Below are 20,047 nucleotides of genomic sequence, written 5' to 3' on the forward strand. Positions count from 1 at the left end.
TAAAAAGCCCCAAAGCTACGAATAGCTTTGGGGCTTTTACGTTTGAGCTTATATGACTAGCTGTCGCTGTCTGTATCATCAGATGCAAGCTTTTCAGCCTGCGTCGGCTTCTTATGATCCGTCTTAGGCTTACGACTGCGCGCCTTTGGTACTTTTGGCGTAGTCAGATTGAACATACCGGTCTGTGGTAGTAATTGCTCAGCCACATTTTCGATCATGTTTTTATAGCTGGCTATAGTCGTCTTAGACTTAGCTGCCTGACTGTCATCTTTGCTAGTCTCTTTAGTAGCTTCTACTACTATCGATTCAGTCGTTTGCTCAGTCTCTGCAGCTATGTTTTCTGCAGCATCTTCTACTTCATTGCCAGTTTGCTCTGCAGGGATTTCGACTTCTGCGTCCTTAGCTTCTGACTGAGCACGCTCGACTTCTAGCAATTGCTCACTATCATCACTGACATCATCAGTTTGAGCCTGATTGGCAAGGGCAGTCGCTTCAACGTCATGCGCATCGACTTCGCTATTGGTTTGCTCGACGATAGCTGGTTCCGCATCACTTACTTGTTCAGCAGGTACGCTCAATACAGCGGGTTCCTGATAATCAGGGTGTTGTCCGCGTGGATCATTGCTAGCACGCTTAGTGATAGCACGTGGCTCAACGTCTGTCTTACCTTGTGCTGCTGCGAATTGACTGACAGCTTGGGTCATCGCTTCGAAGCGTGCAAGGTAGTCGGCAGCCAATGGTTGATAGCCATAGTTGCTAAAGTCAAAGCTCTGGCTAGCAGCATTAGGACTGTTATCAGTACTCTGAGCTTGCTCATTATGCAACGCAATAGTCGCGATAAAGCAGTTGATAATGCCTTCTTCTGCTAAGCGCGTTTGCGCCTCTGGTAGCGTGGCACGAATAAACTCACCAACCGTGCCACGTATTGCTGGCACATTAGTAGCAGCTGGCTTATCCGCTTGAGCAGCTTGCTGAGCGAGTACTACACGTGGATCGTTACTCGCTTGCCCAAATTTCTCAGCAGTCACGTAACGTGTGCCAAATAGTGCTTCATGGGTTAGCTCAAGTGCTGAGTTACTCACATTACTTGTGCTTGCACTATTACTGTCAGCCTGAGTATTTTGAGCTTCATCACTCTTACTCACATTTTCAGCAGTCTTGGTTTCCTGCTGTTTTGGAGTCTGAGTTTCTTTAGCTTCCTCTACGTCAGCAGTTACTGACGTTGGAACTTCCGCTTTACTTTCGGTGTCACTCGTAGAAGTCGATTGAGCTTCTACAACTACAGGTGCTTTTTTCTCTTCAGCAGCCTGCTCATGCTTAGGAGCATCGTTTTGCACCTTAGCTTGTTCGGCAGATGCACGCTTATCATCATTTACCTGATTAGCATTTGCTTCCACCGTACTTTTTCCGTTATCGCTTTTCTTCTCAGCGTTCGGCGCACTGGTGTTTTGCTTATCAGTGTTCTGCTCACTGCTACTATGCTTATCAGTAGGTTTTTGAGCAGCTGTTTCGTTTGAACGCTCATCTTTTGCTACGTTATTTGTCGCGCTTTGCTTCTCACTAGGCTGAGCTTTGACCTGTGTGGATTTACTATCATCTAAAGATAGATGAACCACTTCAGGGGCTTTTAGCTCAGTTGGCGCTTCATTGACCTGTAGCACGACCTCGTTAGGGTCTTGATTGCGACGTGCGCTATGCTGATTTTTGCTATTGGCAGCATCGTTGTTTCTAGCGTTCTGCTGTTTGCTGTGCTTAACGCTGTCAGCCGTTAATGTCTCACCGCGCTCTAGCTTACCGCGTGAGCCGCGTTGGCTATGCGATTTACGCTTAGTCCGAGTTTGCTCATCTGCTTTAGAGCTGTTTTCGTTATCAGCATCACTGCGCTCGCTTGCGTTACGATTGCTGTTCTGTTGATTGCTATCTTGGCGGTTATTACGATTGCGATCGTTCGTACGTCTGTTATCGTTCTGACGCTTGTCTTGCTGTCTTTGGTCTTGAGTATCAGACGATTTGTCATCAGCATTGTTTGAGTTAACACTGTTTGAGCCAGTATTTTCTGAGCTACTGTTTACGTTGCCAGCAGTCTCGTCAGTTGTCTCTTTTCTTTGACGCGGTTTAGAAGATCTAGACTTACGCGGCTTACGTCTTCTTCTGTCTTCATTGCTACTGTCGTCAGTATCGCTGTCATTGCGACGCGCCTGTTGACGATTAGCATTGTTATCTGACTGTTGACTGTCGTTTTTCTGGCTGTTGCTTTGTTGAGTTGGCTGCTCGCCAGTTGAAGCGGCACTATTCAATGCATTGCTATCAACTTGTCCAAACGAGCCTAAGCTTTGCGCGCCCGTGTTTACTAGCGCTTCGATTGCTTCAGCGGCATCTCGGCTACTGACACTAGGCGTCGTAGTAGCTTGCGGTGCTTGAGCAAATAGGTTTGATAACCACGCAACGGCTTTTGGTTGAGCAGTAGCTTCAACACTCTGGGTTTGCGGCTCTATTGGAGCGGCAACACTAGCGGTTTTATTGGCTTGCGGTGCAGGTGCAGGCGACACGTCATTGGTATTTTTATGATTACGACGATCATTGCTATGATTTACTGTATCGTTCTGCGTTTGCGTGGCTGCATTCGACTGCGTGTTTGAGCGGCTCTGCTTATCACCTGCAGTTTTACGAGGCTGGCGAGTAGGCTGCTGTTCAGGACGTTCTTTTTCAGCAGTCTGCCAGTCAACGTTGTAGCCAAGGTCACTGTGCTCTTGCTGCTGAGTATCAGTGATACGCTCATAGCTCGATGGAGCAAAGCCATCGCGGTTGAAATGAAGCTTGAAGTTTGGTGATTCCAAATGCGCGTGTGGCAAAATAGTGATACGCGTGCCACTGTCTTGCTCAAGATAAACCAAGCTATCGCGCTTTTCATTTAATAAGAATGCAGCGATGTCTGTCGGGACTTCAGCTTGTACTTCACCTTGACGTTCTTTAAGGGCGATTTGCTCAATTTGACGCATGATAGATAGTGACAATGAACGCAAGTCACGAATCATACCGTTACCATGACAACGTGGGCAGATATAGCCTGTTGACTCTTCTAATGAAGGACGTAGACGCTGACGGCTCATTTCCATCAGACCAAATTTAGAGATATCGCCGAACTGAACGCGTGCACGGTCATATTTGGTCGCGTCGATTAGACGTTTTTCTACTTCTTTTTGGTGCTTATTGTCATTCATGTCAATGAAATCAATAACGATCAAACCACCCATATCACGTAAACGAAGCTGACGAGCAATCTCATCAGCTGCTTCTAAGTTGGTATGGTAAGCGGTCTCAGCAACGTCTGAACCTTTGGTTGACTTAGCTGAGTTAATATCAATAGAGACCAGTGCTTCTGTTTGGTCAATAACGATTGAACCACCTGATGGCAAACGAACTTCACGCTGATAAGCGGTTTCGATTTGCTTTTCAATATTAAAGCGCGAAAACATCGGTTCATAATCGGTATATTTGCGTAGCTTTTCGGCTTGTTTTGGCATTACCGCATCGATAAACCCAGCCGCTTCAATATAAGCGTTTTCGTTATCAATCCAAATCTCAGCGATATCATCACGCAGATAATCACGAACAGCACGTGTGACAACGCCCGCTTCTTGGTGAACCAAGCGCGGTGATGGATACTTTTGGTTTTGTTCTTGAATGGCTTGCCAAATGTTGAGCAAGTGATTTAAATCGTGCTGCAAGTCTTCTTGCGTTTTACCAATACCAGCAGTACGAATGATGACACTCATGCCTTTTGGTAAATCAAGGTTGCTCAGCATGCGCTTCATATCTTCGCGCAGTTTGCCCGAGATTTGACGTGAGATACCACCGCCGCGAGGGTTGTTGGGCATTAATACCAGATAGCGACCAGCTAATGACACATACGTCGATAGGGCAGCGCCTTTATTGCCGCGCTCTTCTTTTTCAACTTGGACGATTAGCTCGTCGCCTTCTTTAATCAGTTTTTTGATGTTTTCGTCACGTGGGTTGCCGCTTAGGTATTCAGCAGAGATTTCACGGATTGGCAAAAATCCTTGGCGTTGAGAACCATATTCGACAAATACTGCTTCGAGCGATGGCTCGACACGGGTCACATGACCTTTGTAAATATTAGATTTTTTTTGTTCACGGGTACGGTTTTCTAGGTCGAAATCGTACAGGTGGTTGCCTTTACATAAGGCGACACGAATCTCTTCGTTTTGAGTGGCGTTGATCAAAATGCGTTTCATATTTGTATCCTATGAGTACGCATGACAACGATAAGACAGTCTTTAGGACATAGTGGCAAGTGTGGCTAATATTGTGATTAGCGTGTGTAGATGTTCATTAACGGTAGAACGTAAATCGTGGGTTTATAAAGCACATGGGCTTTTCAATGGCTTCTTTTTTACCTGAAATAATGAGCGGCGCTCACGTTAATATCAGTAATATAGGGTGTAAGGCTACGGTACTTATATTTTATCATCAGTAAACTTGGTACATATATGATTGGGTCAGCGAGTCAAAGCGCTCTTATTCTCAGTACGTTCTATTGGTAGTGATTTCAGCGCACGTTGTAAGCGTGGGCGAGGGTCAGTTACAGTTCTAAAAAATACTGATATTAAAAAGGCGTGGCGCTGTTGCCATTCATTCATCAAAGTCTAACAATAATATCGCGGTCATGATTGCTACTATATAGTGGCGTCATTCAGCGGTTGTTTTTCAGGTGAAGCAATTGGTTACTCTTTGTTTATCGTTCTTTGTATAACGTCAATAATATCTTGGGTGTCTCAAGGTTAGGTGTCGCAGCTTTTGTTATCAGCGGGGCGTACTTGGCAAACAGAGTAATGGACCAGCTTGTCAGCGTGGTATCGTATTTACATTGTTATCGTCATCTGTTTGACCACCAATACTTAGGCAGCTATCGATATACTTTTCGATCCTAACGCTAAACTACCCATACTTGCTCAACTATGTTTACATAAAGAACCATCAGATAAATAGTCATTAAATAATGATTGATTATCAAGTGCGGTCGTTGTCATGCAATTAGTGAGTCAGTGTTGTGTTGTAATCGGTTAATAAGCTGATTTATTATCAGCGTCATTAACGCGAAGGTATTTAGTGTCACTATTTATTTTATGGTACCGAATAACATTCAGTACAGTATCTTTAATTTTTAGGGATATATTTGGTAAGTAATACCTCTAAATAAAGCGCCCTAAAATCAGATGAAACGTGTCAGGTCAGCAGCATAAATAGTGTCAACCTCTTTACTGGCAAGTAGTAGAAAACTGACAAGCAATAAAATGGTGGTCAACTATTTGTAACAACAATGATTATTGCTGTCGCCTCTGCTTAATTGTCGCTCAACATGCTAAACTATAGCAAATCTTTGTGTAAATACCTAACTAAAAATGACAAACTCAAAAATGACTGACGACGCTACTACCCATGAAGCCCCTGCTATTTTTAATAGCAAAACACGCCCACAAAGCGCTGACGATGAGATTAGCAACTTCGGTAAGGTGAACTACCTCGAAGTAACGCGCCATCAACACGACCAGCGTTTGGATAACTTTTTGTTAAACCGTTTAAAAGGTTTGCCAAAATCACATATCTATAAAATGATTCGCTCAGATGAGATACGTGTCAATAATAAGCGCTGTAAAGCACATGATAGAGTGCAGCGTGAAGATGTGGTACGTATTGCTCCTGTAGAGCTAGCAACGCGCGAAAAACCAATTATTAGTACCGAGTTCGCCAAAAGCTTGCTGGCTCGTGTGGTCTATGAAGATGACGGTTTGTTAGTGCTAAACAAGCCCTCTGGTATCGCTGTGCATGGCGGTAGCGGCTTGGACTTTGGTGTTATCGAAGCCATGCGTGAAGTGACGGGTAAAAAATACCTAGAGCTAATCCATCGCATTGATAAAGACACATCAGGGTTACTGATGATTTCCAAAAAACGCTCAACGCTCAAAGTGTTGCAGCAGCATTTGGTAGACAAGACCATTCAAAAGCACTATCTGTGTCTTGCCAAAGGACAACCTGCGCTTAATGAGCAACGTATCAATGCGCCGTTGCTACGTTATACACTTGCTAGTGGTGAGCGCCGAGTGAAAGTAGATAGCCAAGATCCACAAGCGAAAGAAAGTCAGACTGATATCATTATCCATGATCGCTTTATGATTAATAGTCAGCCAGTAAGCTTAATTGAAGCCAAGCCATTGACGGGTCGCACTCATCAAATCCGTGTGCATTTGGCACATATCGGTCATGCTATCTTGGGTGATGACAAATATAACGTTCATGATAAATCAGGTGTCCATCGTTTGTGTCTACATGCATGGCGCTTAGATATTCCAGGCTACAAGACCATTACTGCGCCATTGCCAGACGATATGGCAGATTGGTTACCAGAAACAACGAGGTTGCCTGAATAGTTTTTCAAAATTAATTCTTAAGCCAAACTATTTTTGTATTTTCTTAAACGTCACGATATCTTATTTTTACGAATAAGCCGCCGTGACGTTTTAGTATCTGCTATTTATTATTGTTATTCATTAAGGTGACTCCATGACCAAACCAGCTACAATTTCAGAAAGCATCATAAATACTCAACCATCAGCAGAACACAATCTGTCTGATAAGACGTTGATTATTTTTGATTGGGACGGCACGCTAATGGATTCAATCGGTTTAATCGTTGAGTCTATGCATGTGGCTGGCGAAGCCCACGGATTTAAGACGACTGATAAAGCCGTAAAAGATATCATTGGTCTAAGCTTAATGAATGGGATTAAGATTTTATATCCGCAGGCAAACGATGCACAGTTGCTTGAGATTCAGCAAACCTATGCAGAGTACTATATTGCTAATAGTCATAATACGCCGCTCTTTGAGCCGATAGAGCATATGTTGCAAACTTTGCAGCGGCAAAGCAAAACGCTCGCCGTAGCAACTGGTAAAAAAAGAAAGGGGCTAGATCGTGTATTAGATGCCTCAGATAGCCATGATTATTTTGCGATTACGCGTTGTGCTGATGAGTCAGGCTCAAAACCTGATCCGCAGATGTTAACCGATATCTTGGAGTACACACAGCAGCAGGTTTCTGATGCTGTGTTTATCGGTGACAGTATCTATGACATTCAAATGGCAACAGCATTGGGCATGACTAGTATAGCGGTGAACTATGGTACAGCAACCAGTACAGAGCTTGCTGCGCAAAATCCAACCTATCAGGTTGATACTCCACAAGCGCTAGTGGATTTGCTATGCGGGTAGAGCTACTTTTATAACCCTCATTGTTTTTATAGTATACCGATAATAATAATGAGTGAATAAACAGGCAATAAAAAAGGGTTTATCGTAATAGCGATAAACCCTTTTTTGTTAAAGACAACGATATCTATTTGTTTTCTTTATCAACGCTCTCTTTTTCACCGCTTTCTTTTTCAATAGCGTCCTCTAATTCAGCGCCTTCTAGTAACGCAAAAGATGACTCAATGATTTTGTCTGCATCAAGCTGATACTCATACCAGTTGCCCATTATTCCAGCCAACTCGTCGAGACCTTCCTTTCTGAGGGCCGAAAACAACTGAATGGTACAGTTTAAGCCCAGTTTTTTCAGGCGTTTACGAGTCTCAAGGAGGGCATTCTTAGAAGCACCGTACTTCAGTTTATCTGCTTTGGTCAGCAGAATATGTACTGGTAGCTCACCATCGTTTGCCCAGTGCAGCATTTGCTCATCAAAAAACTTAAGCGGATGACGAATATCTGTCATCAATACCAGACCTGCAAGGCTTGAGCGTGATACCAAGTATTCTTCTAGCTCAACCTGCCATTCTTTTTTCATCTCTAGCGGAACAGCGGCATAGCCGTAACCAGGCAAATCAACCAAACGTCTGTCAGTATCACCGATACTAAAAAAGTTAATCATCTGCGTGCGTCCAGGTGTCTTAGACGAGCGAGCCAATTGACGCTGATTGGTTAAGGCGTTGATGGCTGATGATTTGCCAGCGTTTGAGCGACCTGCAAAAGCGACTTCCAATCCCATATCAGGAGGACAGAGACGAAAGGTAGGTGCTGACATCATAAACTCAGTTTGCTGAATTTTTTGACGAGATTTGGTATTGAACAAAGCATGTTCAGCGGCGACATCGTTAAACGGGGTACTCATAAATGGCTCATTAATCTTAAAAAATTGGATGCGATTATAAAATTTTAGTCAGCTGATGATTCAAGTCATCGATGCGGTCAAGTAATTGGTCAAGCGATAGGTAAACCAAGTTAAAAGGCAGTTCTTTATCAATACAGTTATATATATGCAAATCATAAAAGTAGCTATTTAATATTACTGGCTATTCTATACTATTCCGCGTCTTACTTATTGAAATAACTGCGATTAGCATCATATAAATAGTAGGATAACATTAAAGTTGGTCAGTCATTAAGACAAGTTCTCAGCTTTAACAAAGCCATATCCAAATTCTCTATGTTTATATGACATATATTGTTACAATGTTTAACGAGAGACGTTTAACAGAAAGATTGATGAGACACGTGAAATATCACGAGGAGGTGCTCTATGTTTTCAATCAGTAAACTTCTTAGCACGAGTTATCGCGCTATAACAGCTAGCAGTGCTGCACTATTATTAAGTGGCATGATGATTAGCAGCGCAGGTGCGGCGGATATTGCCACTACCTATAATAACTCATGTGCAGCCTGTCACGATAGTGGGGCGTTGAATGCCATCAAAAAAGGTGATAGTGCTAAATGGCAACAGCTGATTAAACAAAAAAGTATGCCGACGCTTATCAAGTCTGTCAAAGGTGGTATGCCGCAGATGCCAGCAGGTGGTCTTTGCGACAAATGTAGTGATGACGACTATCGTAAACTTATCGAATATATGAGCAAATAATCGACTTATAAATATAAGTTAAGCATATAAAATAAAGCGCTGGGCTAATAACCTATCTGCGCTTTTTGTTTTTGCGTCATATTGTATATTGTGTTGCCAGAAAACTGATGGATACTATGATTAAGTAGGCAAATGATACAAAGTCTTGCTATAATAATCGAAAATAAACCCTGATGTTAGTAAGTACTTTCAGACTGCTTGTGTCCAAGACCTCAAAATATACGCCATTCTCATGATTAAAGAGGCGGCTATATCAGGTATCTTACCAGTGCAATCACTCTAAATAATGCTTACGCCGAGCTAGTAGGATTTGTATCAATGAAAAAGTTAATCGCTGCTGCCAGCTTATGCGTTGCAAGTTTCAGCGTACAAGCTGCTATTATTGTTCCTGAATATGACGTCAATGCAGGTCAAAAAGTTGCAGAAACCGTTTGTGCCGCTTGTCATGGTCTTAATGGCGTCAGCATTGTTCCTGCACAGCCAAACCTTGGCGGCCAAAACGTAAAGTACCTATATAAACAGCTAGTCAACTTTAAAGCAGGTTATCGCAAAAACGGTATTATGCAATCACAAGTTGCTAACCTGTCTCAACAAGACCTAGCCAACGTAGCAGGTTACTATGCCAGTCAAGCGCCTTGGGGCGTCGGCTACGGCAATCCTGCAACCAACCAAGAAGCGACTAAGCTATTCTTGGGCGGTGATAAGTCGCGCGGTGTTATTGGCTGTGCAGGTTGTCATGGTCCAGATGCTGCAGGTAATACTTGGGCTGCATTTCCAAAGCTAGGCGGACAGCACGCTCAGTATATTGCTACTCAGCTAAAACTATTCCGTGCTGCTGGACGTGTTGATGATATCGATAGCGATGACCAAAAACGAGTCAATGATGCAGCCAAAGAAGGCGAGATGGGTATGATGCAAACGGTTGCATCGAAACTATCAGATCGTGACATTCGTATCCTGTCAGACTATGTAAGTGCTATTCACTAATTGAGTCGCACTGATTCAGTATCTGATACATGCTTTGCGTTGCATAGAAGGCCATTGAGTAAAGCCACTGAGTATTGAATCGCATATTGATTATATCTGAATGACTAAACCCCGATTTCGGGGTTTTTTTATAACTGTTTGTCCCTTATATTAAGACAGTATTTAGATGAATTCATTTACAGAAGCCAGTCGTTGCTCTGTATAATTATAAATTATCGTTATTCACTTTATACCAATTTTCAAAATATGGTTAGCCGTGTCAAACATGTTCAGTCTACTATGCGTGGTACTTGCACTTGCTTTGTTTGCTAGTCCAGTTTTTGTAAATGGTATTAGATCGTTTGGATTGAAATTATGATGATCCGTTATGCTTCTTATTTTATCGCGGCGCTACTACCGTTATTGCTATTTCGTTGGTTCGCACCTGCGTCAATTGGTGAGATTGACTTTTGGCTGTTGTGGCTATTAGCCATGGTATTGGTTGCGCTGCCAGTCGTTTACGCTGAGATAGCGTTGGCCTATCGCAGTGTCGAAGGACCTCTAGCGGGTATGCAAAAGCTCACTCGTGAAGCAGATGTCAGTCCGATCTGGCGTAGCTTTGGTTGGTTAGCAGCGCTGGTCTCTATTGTGATTGCAGCATTGGTTATATCTGGTGCAAGTACAGGTATATTGTCTGCATTAACTGAGCTAAATAGCGTACCCGATGTACCTGATTTCGCAGTTGCTGCAGGTCTAATGGTCATTGCAGTACTCTTAAGCTTGCTGGGTATTGCACCTTTACCTATTGGTTTAGGACTGATGGTAATAGGGTTGCTGCTAGGATTCGCAAACGGTGTGCCAAATGCTGGTTTTGCCATGACTGATATCAGTTTGACGGAATGGGCTCGCGCAGTCGCGTTAGCATTAGTCAGTGTTGGTGCAGGTACAGGATTATACTGGTTCGGTCAGAACTTGGTGAGTAAGCAAACAGTCACAGCGGTAGAAGCAACCAATCAGCAAGCAAACAATAGAGCTGCTACTCGTGAGTACCGTGCAACCAAGCTAGTGTTACCGATTTGGGTATTGCAACTGCTGATAGGAGTAGTGGCTTTATTTACTAGTGGTATGTCGCTACCGCCGATTGGACAGCTGTTATATTGGGGTGGGGTGTTATTTGTAGCCAGTTACTTGCTACATTACAGTACTCAGCAGTTAACGCATAAGTTTGGATTATTAGTTAGTTTGATAATCACTTTTGCTGTAGCGTTACTATTAGTGGTTGCGATACCGACAGCATGGTTAGTTGGCATCTTGGTCATTATTAGTAGCATTGCTGTACTATTATTATCAGTATTTGCGGGATGGCAGATGAAAATCAGCCATCTACGCAAGTCGTTAAATTTTAGCAATGAAGCAGTTTATAACTTGTGGCGAGTAGCGATACGTTTAGTCGTACCATTAGCATTGCTGCTAGCATTGGTAGGTTGGGTGATGCAGTGGTTGAGCTAACAATCGAAGGTCGTGACAGCAGTGTGCCACAGTCTACGCAAGCCAATCTAATGACCGTATATCTGGCGTATGCTGAAGATGAGCAGCGCCAGCATTATCTAGCTTTGCAGGTTAGACAAGGTACTAGTTTGCATGAAGCGTTGGCGCAAGCAGGGTGGCTTGAGAAATTTGCAGAACTGGCGAAGTGGTGTGAGCAAGTAATAGATATCACCACGCCAACTGCGAAACGTTGGCATGTGGGAATTTATGCACAGAAACAGCCATTAAGCTATTTGCTACAGCCTTTTGACCGTATCGAGGTATATCGCAGTTTAAGCGCTGATCCTATGTCTCAGCGCAAAAATAAATCTCGTAGCTAACCGTTAACTATCTAAGCTAATAGGTTTCGCTGACTATGATGCTGGCAGACTCTCAATACCTTCGATGCGCGTGACCAAACCATTATCATCAAAGTAAACAACTAAATGCTGGCTAGCGTTTTTGACATCTGCGATGCCTTTACGGCTACCTTCAGTGCCTGCTTTGTAGTCATAGATATAATCCCAGCGTTTAGGCTCAAGAGTATCTCGAATCGCAGGGCTGCCAAGAGTATAAAGAACTTGGTTTTGATTCATACCCACTTGTAGCTTCTGGGCTTGGTTTTGAGTAATCGCTGTGCCTTGTGGCAAATCAATCTTATAAACACTCAATAATGAGCAGCCAGACATAGCAACAGTAGCGCTAAGCATACTGGTGATAACGATCTTACGTAATGCGCTGGTGTGGCTTAACGGACGGAAATTTAATGTCTTTATCATGGTAAGATGACTCATAAGAAATGAATTAGGTGTGGCCAGCGTTAGGTCGTACCAGTCTGACCGACAATCTTGGACAAATGATACGTCATTTACTTGCAATTGCCTACCACTTACGACATTATTTACCAAACACAATCTGAATGGTTAGATTAATTATATTTTAAATTCATAGGCTTGCATCTCGATATTTAGAAAATAATAAGAGAGATGTCTGTGTAATTTTCATCAGTTTATTATTGATCATTTACTTTATATTAAATAAAAATAATCTTTGCTGATTATTTATCTCATATTTTCTATTTGTTAAGGCTGTTACAGTCAAAAGGGATATTATGGCTTCTTTTACCAATCAAGATTTACGTAGAGCAGGACTCAAGATCACGTTACCTCGTATCAAAATTTTAGAGTTATTAGAAAGCGCAGAGCTGCATCATATGAGTGCAGAAGAAGTGTACAAGGCGCTTATTGAGCAAGGTGAAGACGTAGGTCTTGCCACTGTCTATCGTGTACTAACACAGTTTGAGCAAGCAGGTATTGTTGAGCGTCATAACTTCGAAAACAATCTATCTGTATTTGAGATTACCCAAGAAGAGCATCACGATCACCTAGTTTGTGATGTGTGTGGCAAGATTATAGAGTTTCATAATGAAGTCATCGAAGAAGAGCAACTAAAAGTAGCAGAAGAACATGGCTTTAAACTGTCTGGGCATTCTCTCGTGCTATATGGCATTTGTGCGGATCAAGCCTGTAGAGATAGCGCGAAATAATTGTCTAGCGTACTAGTAGAAACGCTTATTTCTACTAGTACTACGATATTGAACAGTAAAAAACCCTCGTTATTTATAACGAGGGTTTCTTTTTATATGTCTATTATGCCTAGAAAGCGCAATAATTTAGCTCACATCTAACGATAAACTATCAGCACCTTCATCTAAATTAGCCTTGCCGTTTTTGCTACTGAGCTTAATTTTTAGGCGTAGATCATTAGGGGAGTCGGCATGTAGAATCGCTTCTTTATACGTTATCTCTCCTTGTTCGTACAAATCAAAAAGTGCCTGATCAAAGGTTTGCATGCCACTGTCTCGTGAGCGTGTCATCACATCTTTGATTTCATGGACTTCTCCTTTACGGATATAGTCACTAATCAGCTGCGAATTTAGCAAAATCTCAATAGCAGCGCGTCGTCCTTTACCGTCAGGCGTGGGGATAAGTTGCTGTGCGATAATAGCTTGTAGGTTCAACGACAAATCCATAAACAATTGATTATGGCGATTGGTCTCAAAGAAGTGAATGATACGATCAATTGCTTGGTTAGCATTGTTTGCGTGCAACGTTGCAAACACTAGATGTCCAGTTTCTGCGTACTGGATAGCATAGCTCATGACTTCACGGTTACGAATCTCGCCGATTAAGATAACATCGGGTGCTTGGCGTAGCGTGTTTTTTAGGCCCGCTTCAAATGAATGAGTATCGATACCAACTTCACGTTGGGTAATAATACAGCCGCGATGTTTATGAACAAACTCAATAGGGTCTTCTATCGTAATGATATGACCATGAGAGTTTTGATTGCGATGTCCTATCATTGCAGCAAGGGTAGTAGATTTACCTGTACCTGTTGCGCCAACTAATAGAACAATACCGCGTTTTTTCATGGCCAATTCTTTTAGCGCTGGCGGTAAACGTAACTCTTCGACCGTTGGAATGTTGTTTTCAATTTTCCTTAAAATCATTCCCGCCATATCGCGTTGTACAAATGCACTGACTCGAAAGCGAGCTTGCTGTGCTTCATCAGAGATGGCAAATTGACACTCGTTGGTTTCTTCAAACTCTTTTCGTTGGCTTGGTGTCATTACACCTTTGACCAATCTCATGGTTTGTTCAGCACTCAAAGGTGTTCTACCGACAGGTAAAATTTTTCCATTCACTTTCATGGAAGGTGCTACGTCAGCAGTAATAAAAAGGTCAGAGCCATTTTTGCTGATCATTAATTGTAATAGTTTATCAATGTCCATATCGCACCTGTACCAGATGTAAGTCAATTAAAATCATATTTTAAATACGTCAGTAAAAAGTAAAAAGTAAAAAGTAAAAAAGTAATTACAGAGACCATAAGTTGTTTGTTATTTTTGATGGTATCTGTCAATACTGTCTGTCAGTACTATAAAAATGCCTCAGGTTGCTTGGCATAAGGACGTGCAACATCTTTACTAATGGTTCCCTTACTTACCAAGTTCTTTAACGTCTGATCAAGGGTGATCATGCCATCGCCTGCACCTGTTTGGATGGCAGAGTACATTTGAGCGATTTTGTTCTCACGTATCAAGTTACGGATAGCAGGGGTGCCTATCATGATTTCATGGGCGGCTATACGTCCACCTGCTTGACGACGTAACAGGGTCTGTGAAATAACAGCTTGCAATGATTCTGACAGCATCGCGCGGATCATGTCTTTTTCAGCCGCTGGGAACACATCAATAACACGGTCAATCGTTTTAGCCGCTGAGCTGGTATGCAAGGTACCGAACACTAAGTGACCGGTCTCTGCCGCTGTCAGTGCCAAGCGGATGGTCTCAAGGTCACGTAGTTCACCAACCAAAATAACATCAGGATCCTCACGTAGGGCAGAGCGCAATGCTGGCTCAAAACCTAAAGTATCACGGTGTACTTCACGTTGATTGATTAAGCTTTTTTTAGATTGATGCACAAATTCAATCGGGTCTTCGATAGTTAAAATATGCTCTTTTCGGCTTTCGTTAATATAGTCAATCATCGCCGCAAGTGTTGTTGACTTACCTGAGCCTGTTGGGCCCGTGACCAATACCACACCACGCTTAAAGTCTGAAACGCGTCTAAAGACATCGCCCATACCTAAGTCTTCCATCGTTAATACTTTAGAAGGAATGGTACGAAATACAGCGCCTGCACCGCGATTTTGATTAAAAGCGTTGACACGGAAGCGTGCTAGATTAGGAATTTCAAAAGAAAAATCCGTTTCAAAAAACTCTTCAAAATCGGCACGTTGCTTATCATTCATGATGTCATAAATAAGCTGATGCACGACCTGATGGGTCATCTCTGGCATATTGATACGGGTCATTTCACCATCAACACGTATCATTGCCGGCATACCCGCTGAAATATGTAAATCTGACGCCTTATGCTTAACCGTAAAGCGCAGTAAGTCTTCGATATTAAGATTGTTTTTTTCAGCCATAATTTGATATTCCTATCACTTAGTCTAGGTAAGACAAAACACTATAAAAGTACGTGGTAAACTATTCATCGATAGCCTTAGTATAATAAGAAATGGCAAGAAGCTCACTAGTACAGGTCTTTACCATCACTAGCATATTCATAAGCATATGTTAAAGCATGTAACAATATCATAACAAGACTATGAGTATTTAACCATCTACTAAATTAAGAAAAACCAGAACTGTATCGTTTTAAAATAATTCTTATAGAAGTTATTTCTGATTTACTTTAAAAATCGGATAGTTATGTTTTTTTATAATAAAAATTGCAGAAAAAAATTTCAAAAAATTAAACAAGCAGTAAGGGCAAAATATGAAGGAAATGAATGGCAATATTGATGAAGTGACACTTATCGATAATTGGCAACAAGTTAGTAAGCAGATGAAGCAAGCGTGTGATCATGCTGACAGACAGGCTGATAATGTTATGCTGCTGGCTGTTTCGAAAACGAAATCTGCCGATATGATCGCAACTTTAGCGAAGCAGGGACAGCGTGATTTTGGTGAAAACTATCTACAAGAAGCCATCGAAAAAATTACTGAACTTAAAGCTCAGCCTGTAGGCAAAAGTATCGTTTGGCATTATATCGGTAGTATTCAACGTAATAAGACACGTGACATTGCAGAGCACTTTGATTGGGTGCAAACGGTTGAGCGCGATATCATTGCCAGACGATTAAATGACCAACGACCAGCTGACCTACCACCGTTGAATGTATTGATCCAACTAAATATCGATAACGAAGACAGCAAGTCAGGATGTCTGCCAGCCCAGTTGCCAGAGCTGATAACAGCGATCAAAGGGTATGAGCGCTTACAACTGCGAGGTTTGATGATTATTCCTGCTAAAGCAAATACGGATGCCTTTGCACGAACTAAGCAGTTGTTTGAAGAGGTTAAAGTAGACTATCCAGAGCTAGATAGTTGGGATACGCTTAGTATGGGTATGAGTGGTGATATGGCAGAAGCGATAGAAAACGGCACAACAATGGTACGTGTCGGCACTGCTATATTTGGTCAACGTGCTTAAAACGATATGAATAGGCTAGTTAGGCATCCTTTAACTAGCCAGTAAATTAAATGACATCTTCTAATTTGGTGACTAGCATCTGCGTGATTTTAAGATTATCAGTCGCAATAATCTCAAATCGATAATTGGCATACTCAATCGTGTCAGTCTTTTTAGGGATTTTTCGGAGCATATACATCATAAATCCACTGATAGTCTCGTAATTTTGATTGCGTGGTAAGTCAACAATATCTAATGCACGAATCACATCTTCGATAGGGGTCATGCCATCGATTAACCACGAGTTGTCAGTGCGCTGGACGATAGGTTGTTCTTCTAGTGTTACCAACTCGCCCATCACAATGCTCATCACGTCTTTCAAGGTGATAACGCCAACAACTAGGGCATATTCATTCACAATTACTGCAAAATCAGCGCCAGTAGATTTAAACATCTCTAGTACCTCAAACAAAGACAACGTATCAGGTACGAAAAGTGCTGGTTTCAATAGAGTCTTGTTCGTTAAGCTAACTTCTTGTTGGTTCAAAACCAAAGCTAAAAAGCTACGAGATTCCACATAACCAATGATATGTTCTAAATCATCATCATGGCAGACCAAAAACTTATTGTGTGGCTGCTCAATCATGATATTCACGACTTCTTCGGTACTTGTTTTGGTATCAAAATAAACGATATTTTCTCGAGGGTTCATCACTGAGGTGACGGTACGCTCCTGCATATCGAAGATATTTTCGATCAAGTGATGCTCTTGCTTCTTTAATACACCTGCTTCAGCACCTGCATCCATCACTGCATAAATATCTTCTGGTGTCATATCATCTTGACGTATGGTTGAGATGCCAAAAAGTTTAAACAGGATATTTGCAGCCCCATCGAACACCCATATAATGGGCTTTAGTATAAATATTAACAACATCATCGGGCGTACAAGCCGTACCGCTATCGTCTCTGAATTTGACATGGCCAAACGTCTGGGCATTAAGTCGGCAAGTAGTGAAAACAAACTCGTGATAAGTACAAACGATATAACTGATGCTATTGTTTCACTATTCAATAAGTGCTCGAGATAAGGGCTGATGGCCGATTCACCCACGGCACCAGCTGAAATAGCGACCGCATTTAGCACTATTTGCACGACGGTGATAAAACTACCAGGGTGTTCCTGCATATTGAGGACATCAAGTGCGCGAACATCGCCTTCTTTTGCCATAATTTGGAGTTTAATCTTACGGCCTGCAGCGATGGCAATCTCAGCAGCAGAGACAAAGGTACTTAAGGCAAGCAATAAAAGAAGAAAAACACTAGCGGTTAGCAAACTCATGACGTACTCGAAAAAGGAATAAAGATAATTAAGGCAAATAGTTGGTGAAAATGTGTGGAAAAGAATATGGCTAGGTGTAGACATTTTTGGTGGATAAAAACCAAAAAAGCTGGGCAAGCACCCAGCTAATAGTAAAAATTCGATAGCTTGTAAAACTGGCTAACTAGCACCTCTCAACTTATAGATAGTTAAAGTTGAGAGGTATGTAGTAATTAACCTTTGATTGACCATTTATTGACCAATGGGTAACGACGCTCACGTCCAAAAGCTTTGTGGCTAATCTTAGTACCGATAGGAGATTGCAAGCGTTTGTATTCGCTGTTGTCTACCATTTTGATGACTTTGGCGACCATCTCAGCATCGAAGCCTTTATCAATAATTTCTTGATAGCCCATGTCTTCATCGATATATGACGTCAAGATACCATCTAACACATCGTAGTCCGGCAAGCTGTCTTGATCTTTTTGATCTGGACGTAATTCAGCCGATGGTGGACGAGTAATAACACGCTCAGGAATAACCGGCGTATCTTCTAAACGGTTACGATAGCTCGCCAATTTATAAACTTGAGACTTATATACGTCTTTTAGTACGTCAAAGCCGCCAGCCATATCGCCATATAATGTTGAATAACCCACTGCCAATTCTGACTTGTTACCAGTCGTGATAACTAAATGACCGAATTTATTGGACAAGGCCATCAAAATAACACCGCGAGCACGCGCTTGGATGTTTTCTTCGGTCGTATCCGCTGGCGATTTATTGAATAACGGCGCTAACGTATGACGGATGCCTTCGACAGCGTCAAAAATAGGGCAGACGGTGTAAGAAACATTTAAGCGACGTGCTTGGGCTTGAGCATCTTCTAGACTGATTTGAGAGGTGTATTCGTATGGCATCATGACCGCATATACCTTGTCAGCGCCTAACGCATCAACAGCGATACAGAGTGTCAATGCTGAGTCAATACCACCTGACAACCCGACAATAATGCCAGAGAATCCTGAGTGGTTGACATAGTCGCGTAGACCGACGACTAACGCTTGATACATTTCAGACTCACGGCTTAAGGTTAGAGGCGCTTTGGTCTGCTCGTTAAACTTAGCAGTTTTGACGTCTAACGTAGCCAGTAGCAACTGGTTCATAAAGCGCGGCGCTTCATGAGCAATGCTACCGTCAGCTTGTACAGCCATAGAGCCACCATCAAACACTAGATCGTCTTGCCCGCCGACAGCATTGACATAGACGATAGGTAGCTTATTCTCACGGCTACGCTTGGCCAGCATAGTCTTGCGATTGTCCTGCTTTTCAATCTCAAAAGGTGAGGCGTTTAAGCTTACGATTAAATCAGCACCTTGCTTTTTAAGCTCAGAGATAGGACCTTTTTCCCACAAATCTTCACAGATAAGCAGACCAATGGTAATGCCTTTATAGTCAAATAAAACTTGATTACGACCTTTATCGAAATAGCGACGTTCATCAAACACGCCATAATTTGGCAAAATTTGCTTATGATAAAAGCCTTTTTGATGACCATTATGCAGGATGGCAGCAGAGTTAAAAGTACCGTGATGATCGACATGCGGATAGCCGACAATCATGACGATATCATCGATATCACTCAAAGTAGACAAAGCGCTTTTAACGCGACCTGACAAGCTTGGACGCAGCAATAAATCTTGTGGAGGGTAGCCTAACAGCGCTAACTCTGGGAATACGATTACGTCAGCACCTTGTTCGCGTGCTTGTAATGCTAGGGTACGCATTTTTTCAACGTTGGTTGAGATATCGCCGACCAAAAAATGTGATTGAGCTAAGGCAAAAGTGACAGTATCTTGTGGTTTATTGGTCTTACTGGCTTCGTTTGAGGTGTTAGAGTTGGGGTTATCAGTGTCTTTTGACATTGTTATTGTTCCTATCGATATATTATTAAAATTTGGTGTGTCTGCATTGATTTCAAATAAAATCAAAGTAAATCCGAAATTAACTCAAAACTGCGCTCTGGCATACCAAGCTCAAATATTGAGCTGATATGCTGAGTCTAAATCTTATATAAGCCTTTATAAAAGACTTATGATTTTGCTCAAGTAACTCACTCTAAGTGATAGCGACACCCTAAAATGAGAACTTATGATAGTCTAAAAGAAGACGATATAAGCGGGTGTTGAAATCTGGCTCAGAGGATTCGCTGTCTGTACGACGATGTAAATAAACATGTGCAAATAAACTTAACCACAC

The 20,047-nt window shown here is 42.1% G+C and carries 15 protein-coding genes; 8 read left to right on the plus strand and 7 right to left on the minus strand.

The window, feature by feature from the left end; translation table 11 throughout:
* Positions 1-56: 56 nt before the first annotated feature.
* Positions 57-4,256 (minus strand): Rne/Rng family ribonuclease, encoded by a 4,200-nt coding sequence (locus tag CXF62_RS13130; protein WP_102094716.1) that lies wholly within the window; start codon positions 4,254-4,256, stop codon positions 57-59.
* A gap of 1,182 nt (positions 4,257-5,438) precedes the next feature.
* On the opposite strand from CXF62_RS13130, the gene CXF62_RS13135 reads away from it, so the two are divergent.
* Both CXF62_RS13135 and CXF62_RS13140 read left to right on the plus strand, forming a co-directional pair.
* Positions 5,439-6,449, plus strand: coding sequence for an RluA family pseudouridine synthase (locus CXF62_RS13135; RefSeq protein ID WP_102094717.1), 1,011 nt, complete (start codon positions 5,439-5,441; stop codon positions 6,447-6,449).
* Between the two features lie 133 nt (positions 6,450-6,582).
* The gene (locus CXF62_RS13140) at positions 6,583-7,290 is read left to right on the plus strand and encodes an HAD family hydrolase (RefSeq protein ID WP_102094718.1); all 708 of its coding nucleotides are present in this window, start codon (positions 6,583-6,585) and stop codon (positions 7,288-7,290) included.
* A gap of 124 nt (positions 7,291-7,414) precedes the next feature.
* Here the strand turns inward: CXF62_RS13140 and yihA are convergent, their stop codons facing one another.
* Positions 7,415-8,185 (minus strand): ribosome biogenesis GTP-binding protein YihA/YsxC, encoded by a 771-nt coding sequence (yihA, locus tag CXF62_RS13145; protein WP_102078084.1) that lies wholly within the window; start codon positions 8,183-8,185, stop codon positions 7,415-7,417.
* 408 nt (positions 8,186-8,593) lie between these two features.
* On the opposite strand from yihA, the gene CXF62_RS13150 reads away from it, so the two are divergent.
* The 4 genes from CXF62_RS13150 to CXF62_RS13165 all read left to right on the plus strand — a co-directional run bounded on the left by CXF62_RS13150 (position 8,594) and on the right by CXF62_RS13165 (position 11,763).
* Entirely contained in the window at positions 8,594-8,929 is a 336-nt protein-coding gene (locus CXF62_RS13150) for a c-type cytochrome (RefSeq protein ID WP_102094719.1), read from the plus strand.
* A gap of 318 nt (positions 8,930-9,247) precedes the next feature.
* A complete protein-coding gene (locus CXF62_RS13155) occupies positions 9,248-9,916 on the plus strand; it encodes a c-type cytochrome (protein WP_101205531.1) in 669 nt (222 codons plus the stop codon).
* A gap of 354 nt (positions 9,917-10,270) precedes the next feature.
* On the plus strand, positions 10,271-11,404 hold the full coding sequence (locus CXF62_RS13160) for a hypothetical protein (RefSeq protein ID WP_102094720.1): 1,134 nt from the start codon (positions 10,271-10,273) through the stop codon (positions 11,402-11,404).
* Complete coding sequence (locus CXF62_RS13165) at positions 11,392-11,763, plus strand: RnfH family protein (RefSeq protein ID WP_228153247.1); 372 nt, start codon at positions 11,392-11,394, stop codon at positions 11,761-11,763. The genes CXF62_RS13160 and CXF62_RS13165 overlap by 13 nt, the downstream gene beginning before the upstream one ends.
* A gap of 33 nt (positions 11,764-11,796) precedes the next feature.
* Here CXF62_RS13165 and CXF62_RS13170 read toward each other — a convergent pair whose 3' ends face one another.
* Positions 11,797-12,216: an outer membrane protein assembly factor BamE gene (locus CXF62_RS13170; RefSeq protein ID WP_102094721.1), complete on the minus strand. Its 420-nt coding sequence runs from the start codon at positions 12,214-12,216 to the stop codon at positions 11,797-11,799.
* Positions 12,217-12,533: 317 nt separating this feature from the next.
* Here CXF62_RS13170 and fur point away from each other — a divergent pair, with 317 nt between their 5' ends.
* The gene (gene fur / locus CXF62_RS13175) at positions 12,534-12,968 is read left to right on the plus strand and encodes a ferric iron uptake transcriptional regulator (RefSeq protein ID WP_102094722.1); all 435 of its coding nucleotides are present in this window, start codon (positions 12,534-12,536) and stop codon (positions 12,966-12,968) included.
* 126 nt (positions 12,969-13,094) lie between these two features.
* On the opposite strand, the gene CXF62_RS13180 is transcribed toward fur, so the two are convergent.
* Together CXF62_RS13180 and CXF62_RS13185 are read right to left on the minus strand one after the other, a co-directional pair.
* Positions 13,095-14,216, minus strand: a complete 1,122-nt coding sequence (locus tag CXF62_RS13180) for a PilT/PilU family type 4a pilus ATPase (protein ID WP_102094723.1) — start codon at positions 14,214-14,216, stop codon at positions 13,095-13,097.
* Between the two features lie 146 nt (positions 14,217-14,362).
* A complete protein-coding gene (locus tag CXF62_RS13185) occupies positions 14,363-15,418 on the minus strand; it encodes a type IV pilus twitching motility protein PilT (protein WP_057758253.1) in 1,056 nt (351 codons plus the stop codon).
* A 353-nt stretch (positions 15,419-15,771) separates the two neighbouring features.
* Between CXF62_RS13185 and CXF62_RS13190 the strand changes: the two genes are divergently transcribed.
* Positions 15,772-16,488: a YggS family pyridoxal phosphate-dependent enzyme gene (locus CXF62_RS13190; RefSeq protein WP_102094724.1), complete on the plus strand. Its 717-nt coding sequence runs from the start codon at positions 15,772-15,774 to the stop codon at positions 16,486-16,488.
* A 46-nt stretch (positions 16,489-16,534) separates the two neighbouring features.
* Here the strand turns inward: CXF62_RS13190 and CXF62_RS13195 are convergent, their stop codons facing one another.
* Positions 16,535-17,809, minus strand: coding sequence for a polyamine export protein PaeA (locus tag CXF62_RS13195; RefSeq protein ID WP_102094725.1), 1,275 nt, complete (start codon positions 17,807-17,809; stop codon positions 16,535-16,537).
* A gap of 212 nt (positions 17,810-18,021) precedes the next feature.
* A complete protein-coding gene (locus tag CXF62_RS13200; RefSeq protein ID WP_102078089.1) occupies positions 18,022-19,713 on the minus strand; it encodes an NAD+ synthase in 1,692 nt (563 codons plus the stop codon).
* Between the last annotated feature and the right edge of the window lie 334 nt (positions 19,714-20,047).

Source organism: Psychrobacter sp. MES7-P7E (genome assembly GCF_002863645.1).
Classification (GTDB): Bacteria; Pseudomonadota; Gammaproteobacteria; order Pseudomonadales; family Moraxellaceae; genus Psychrobacter.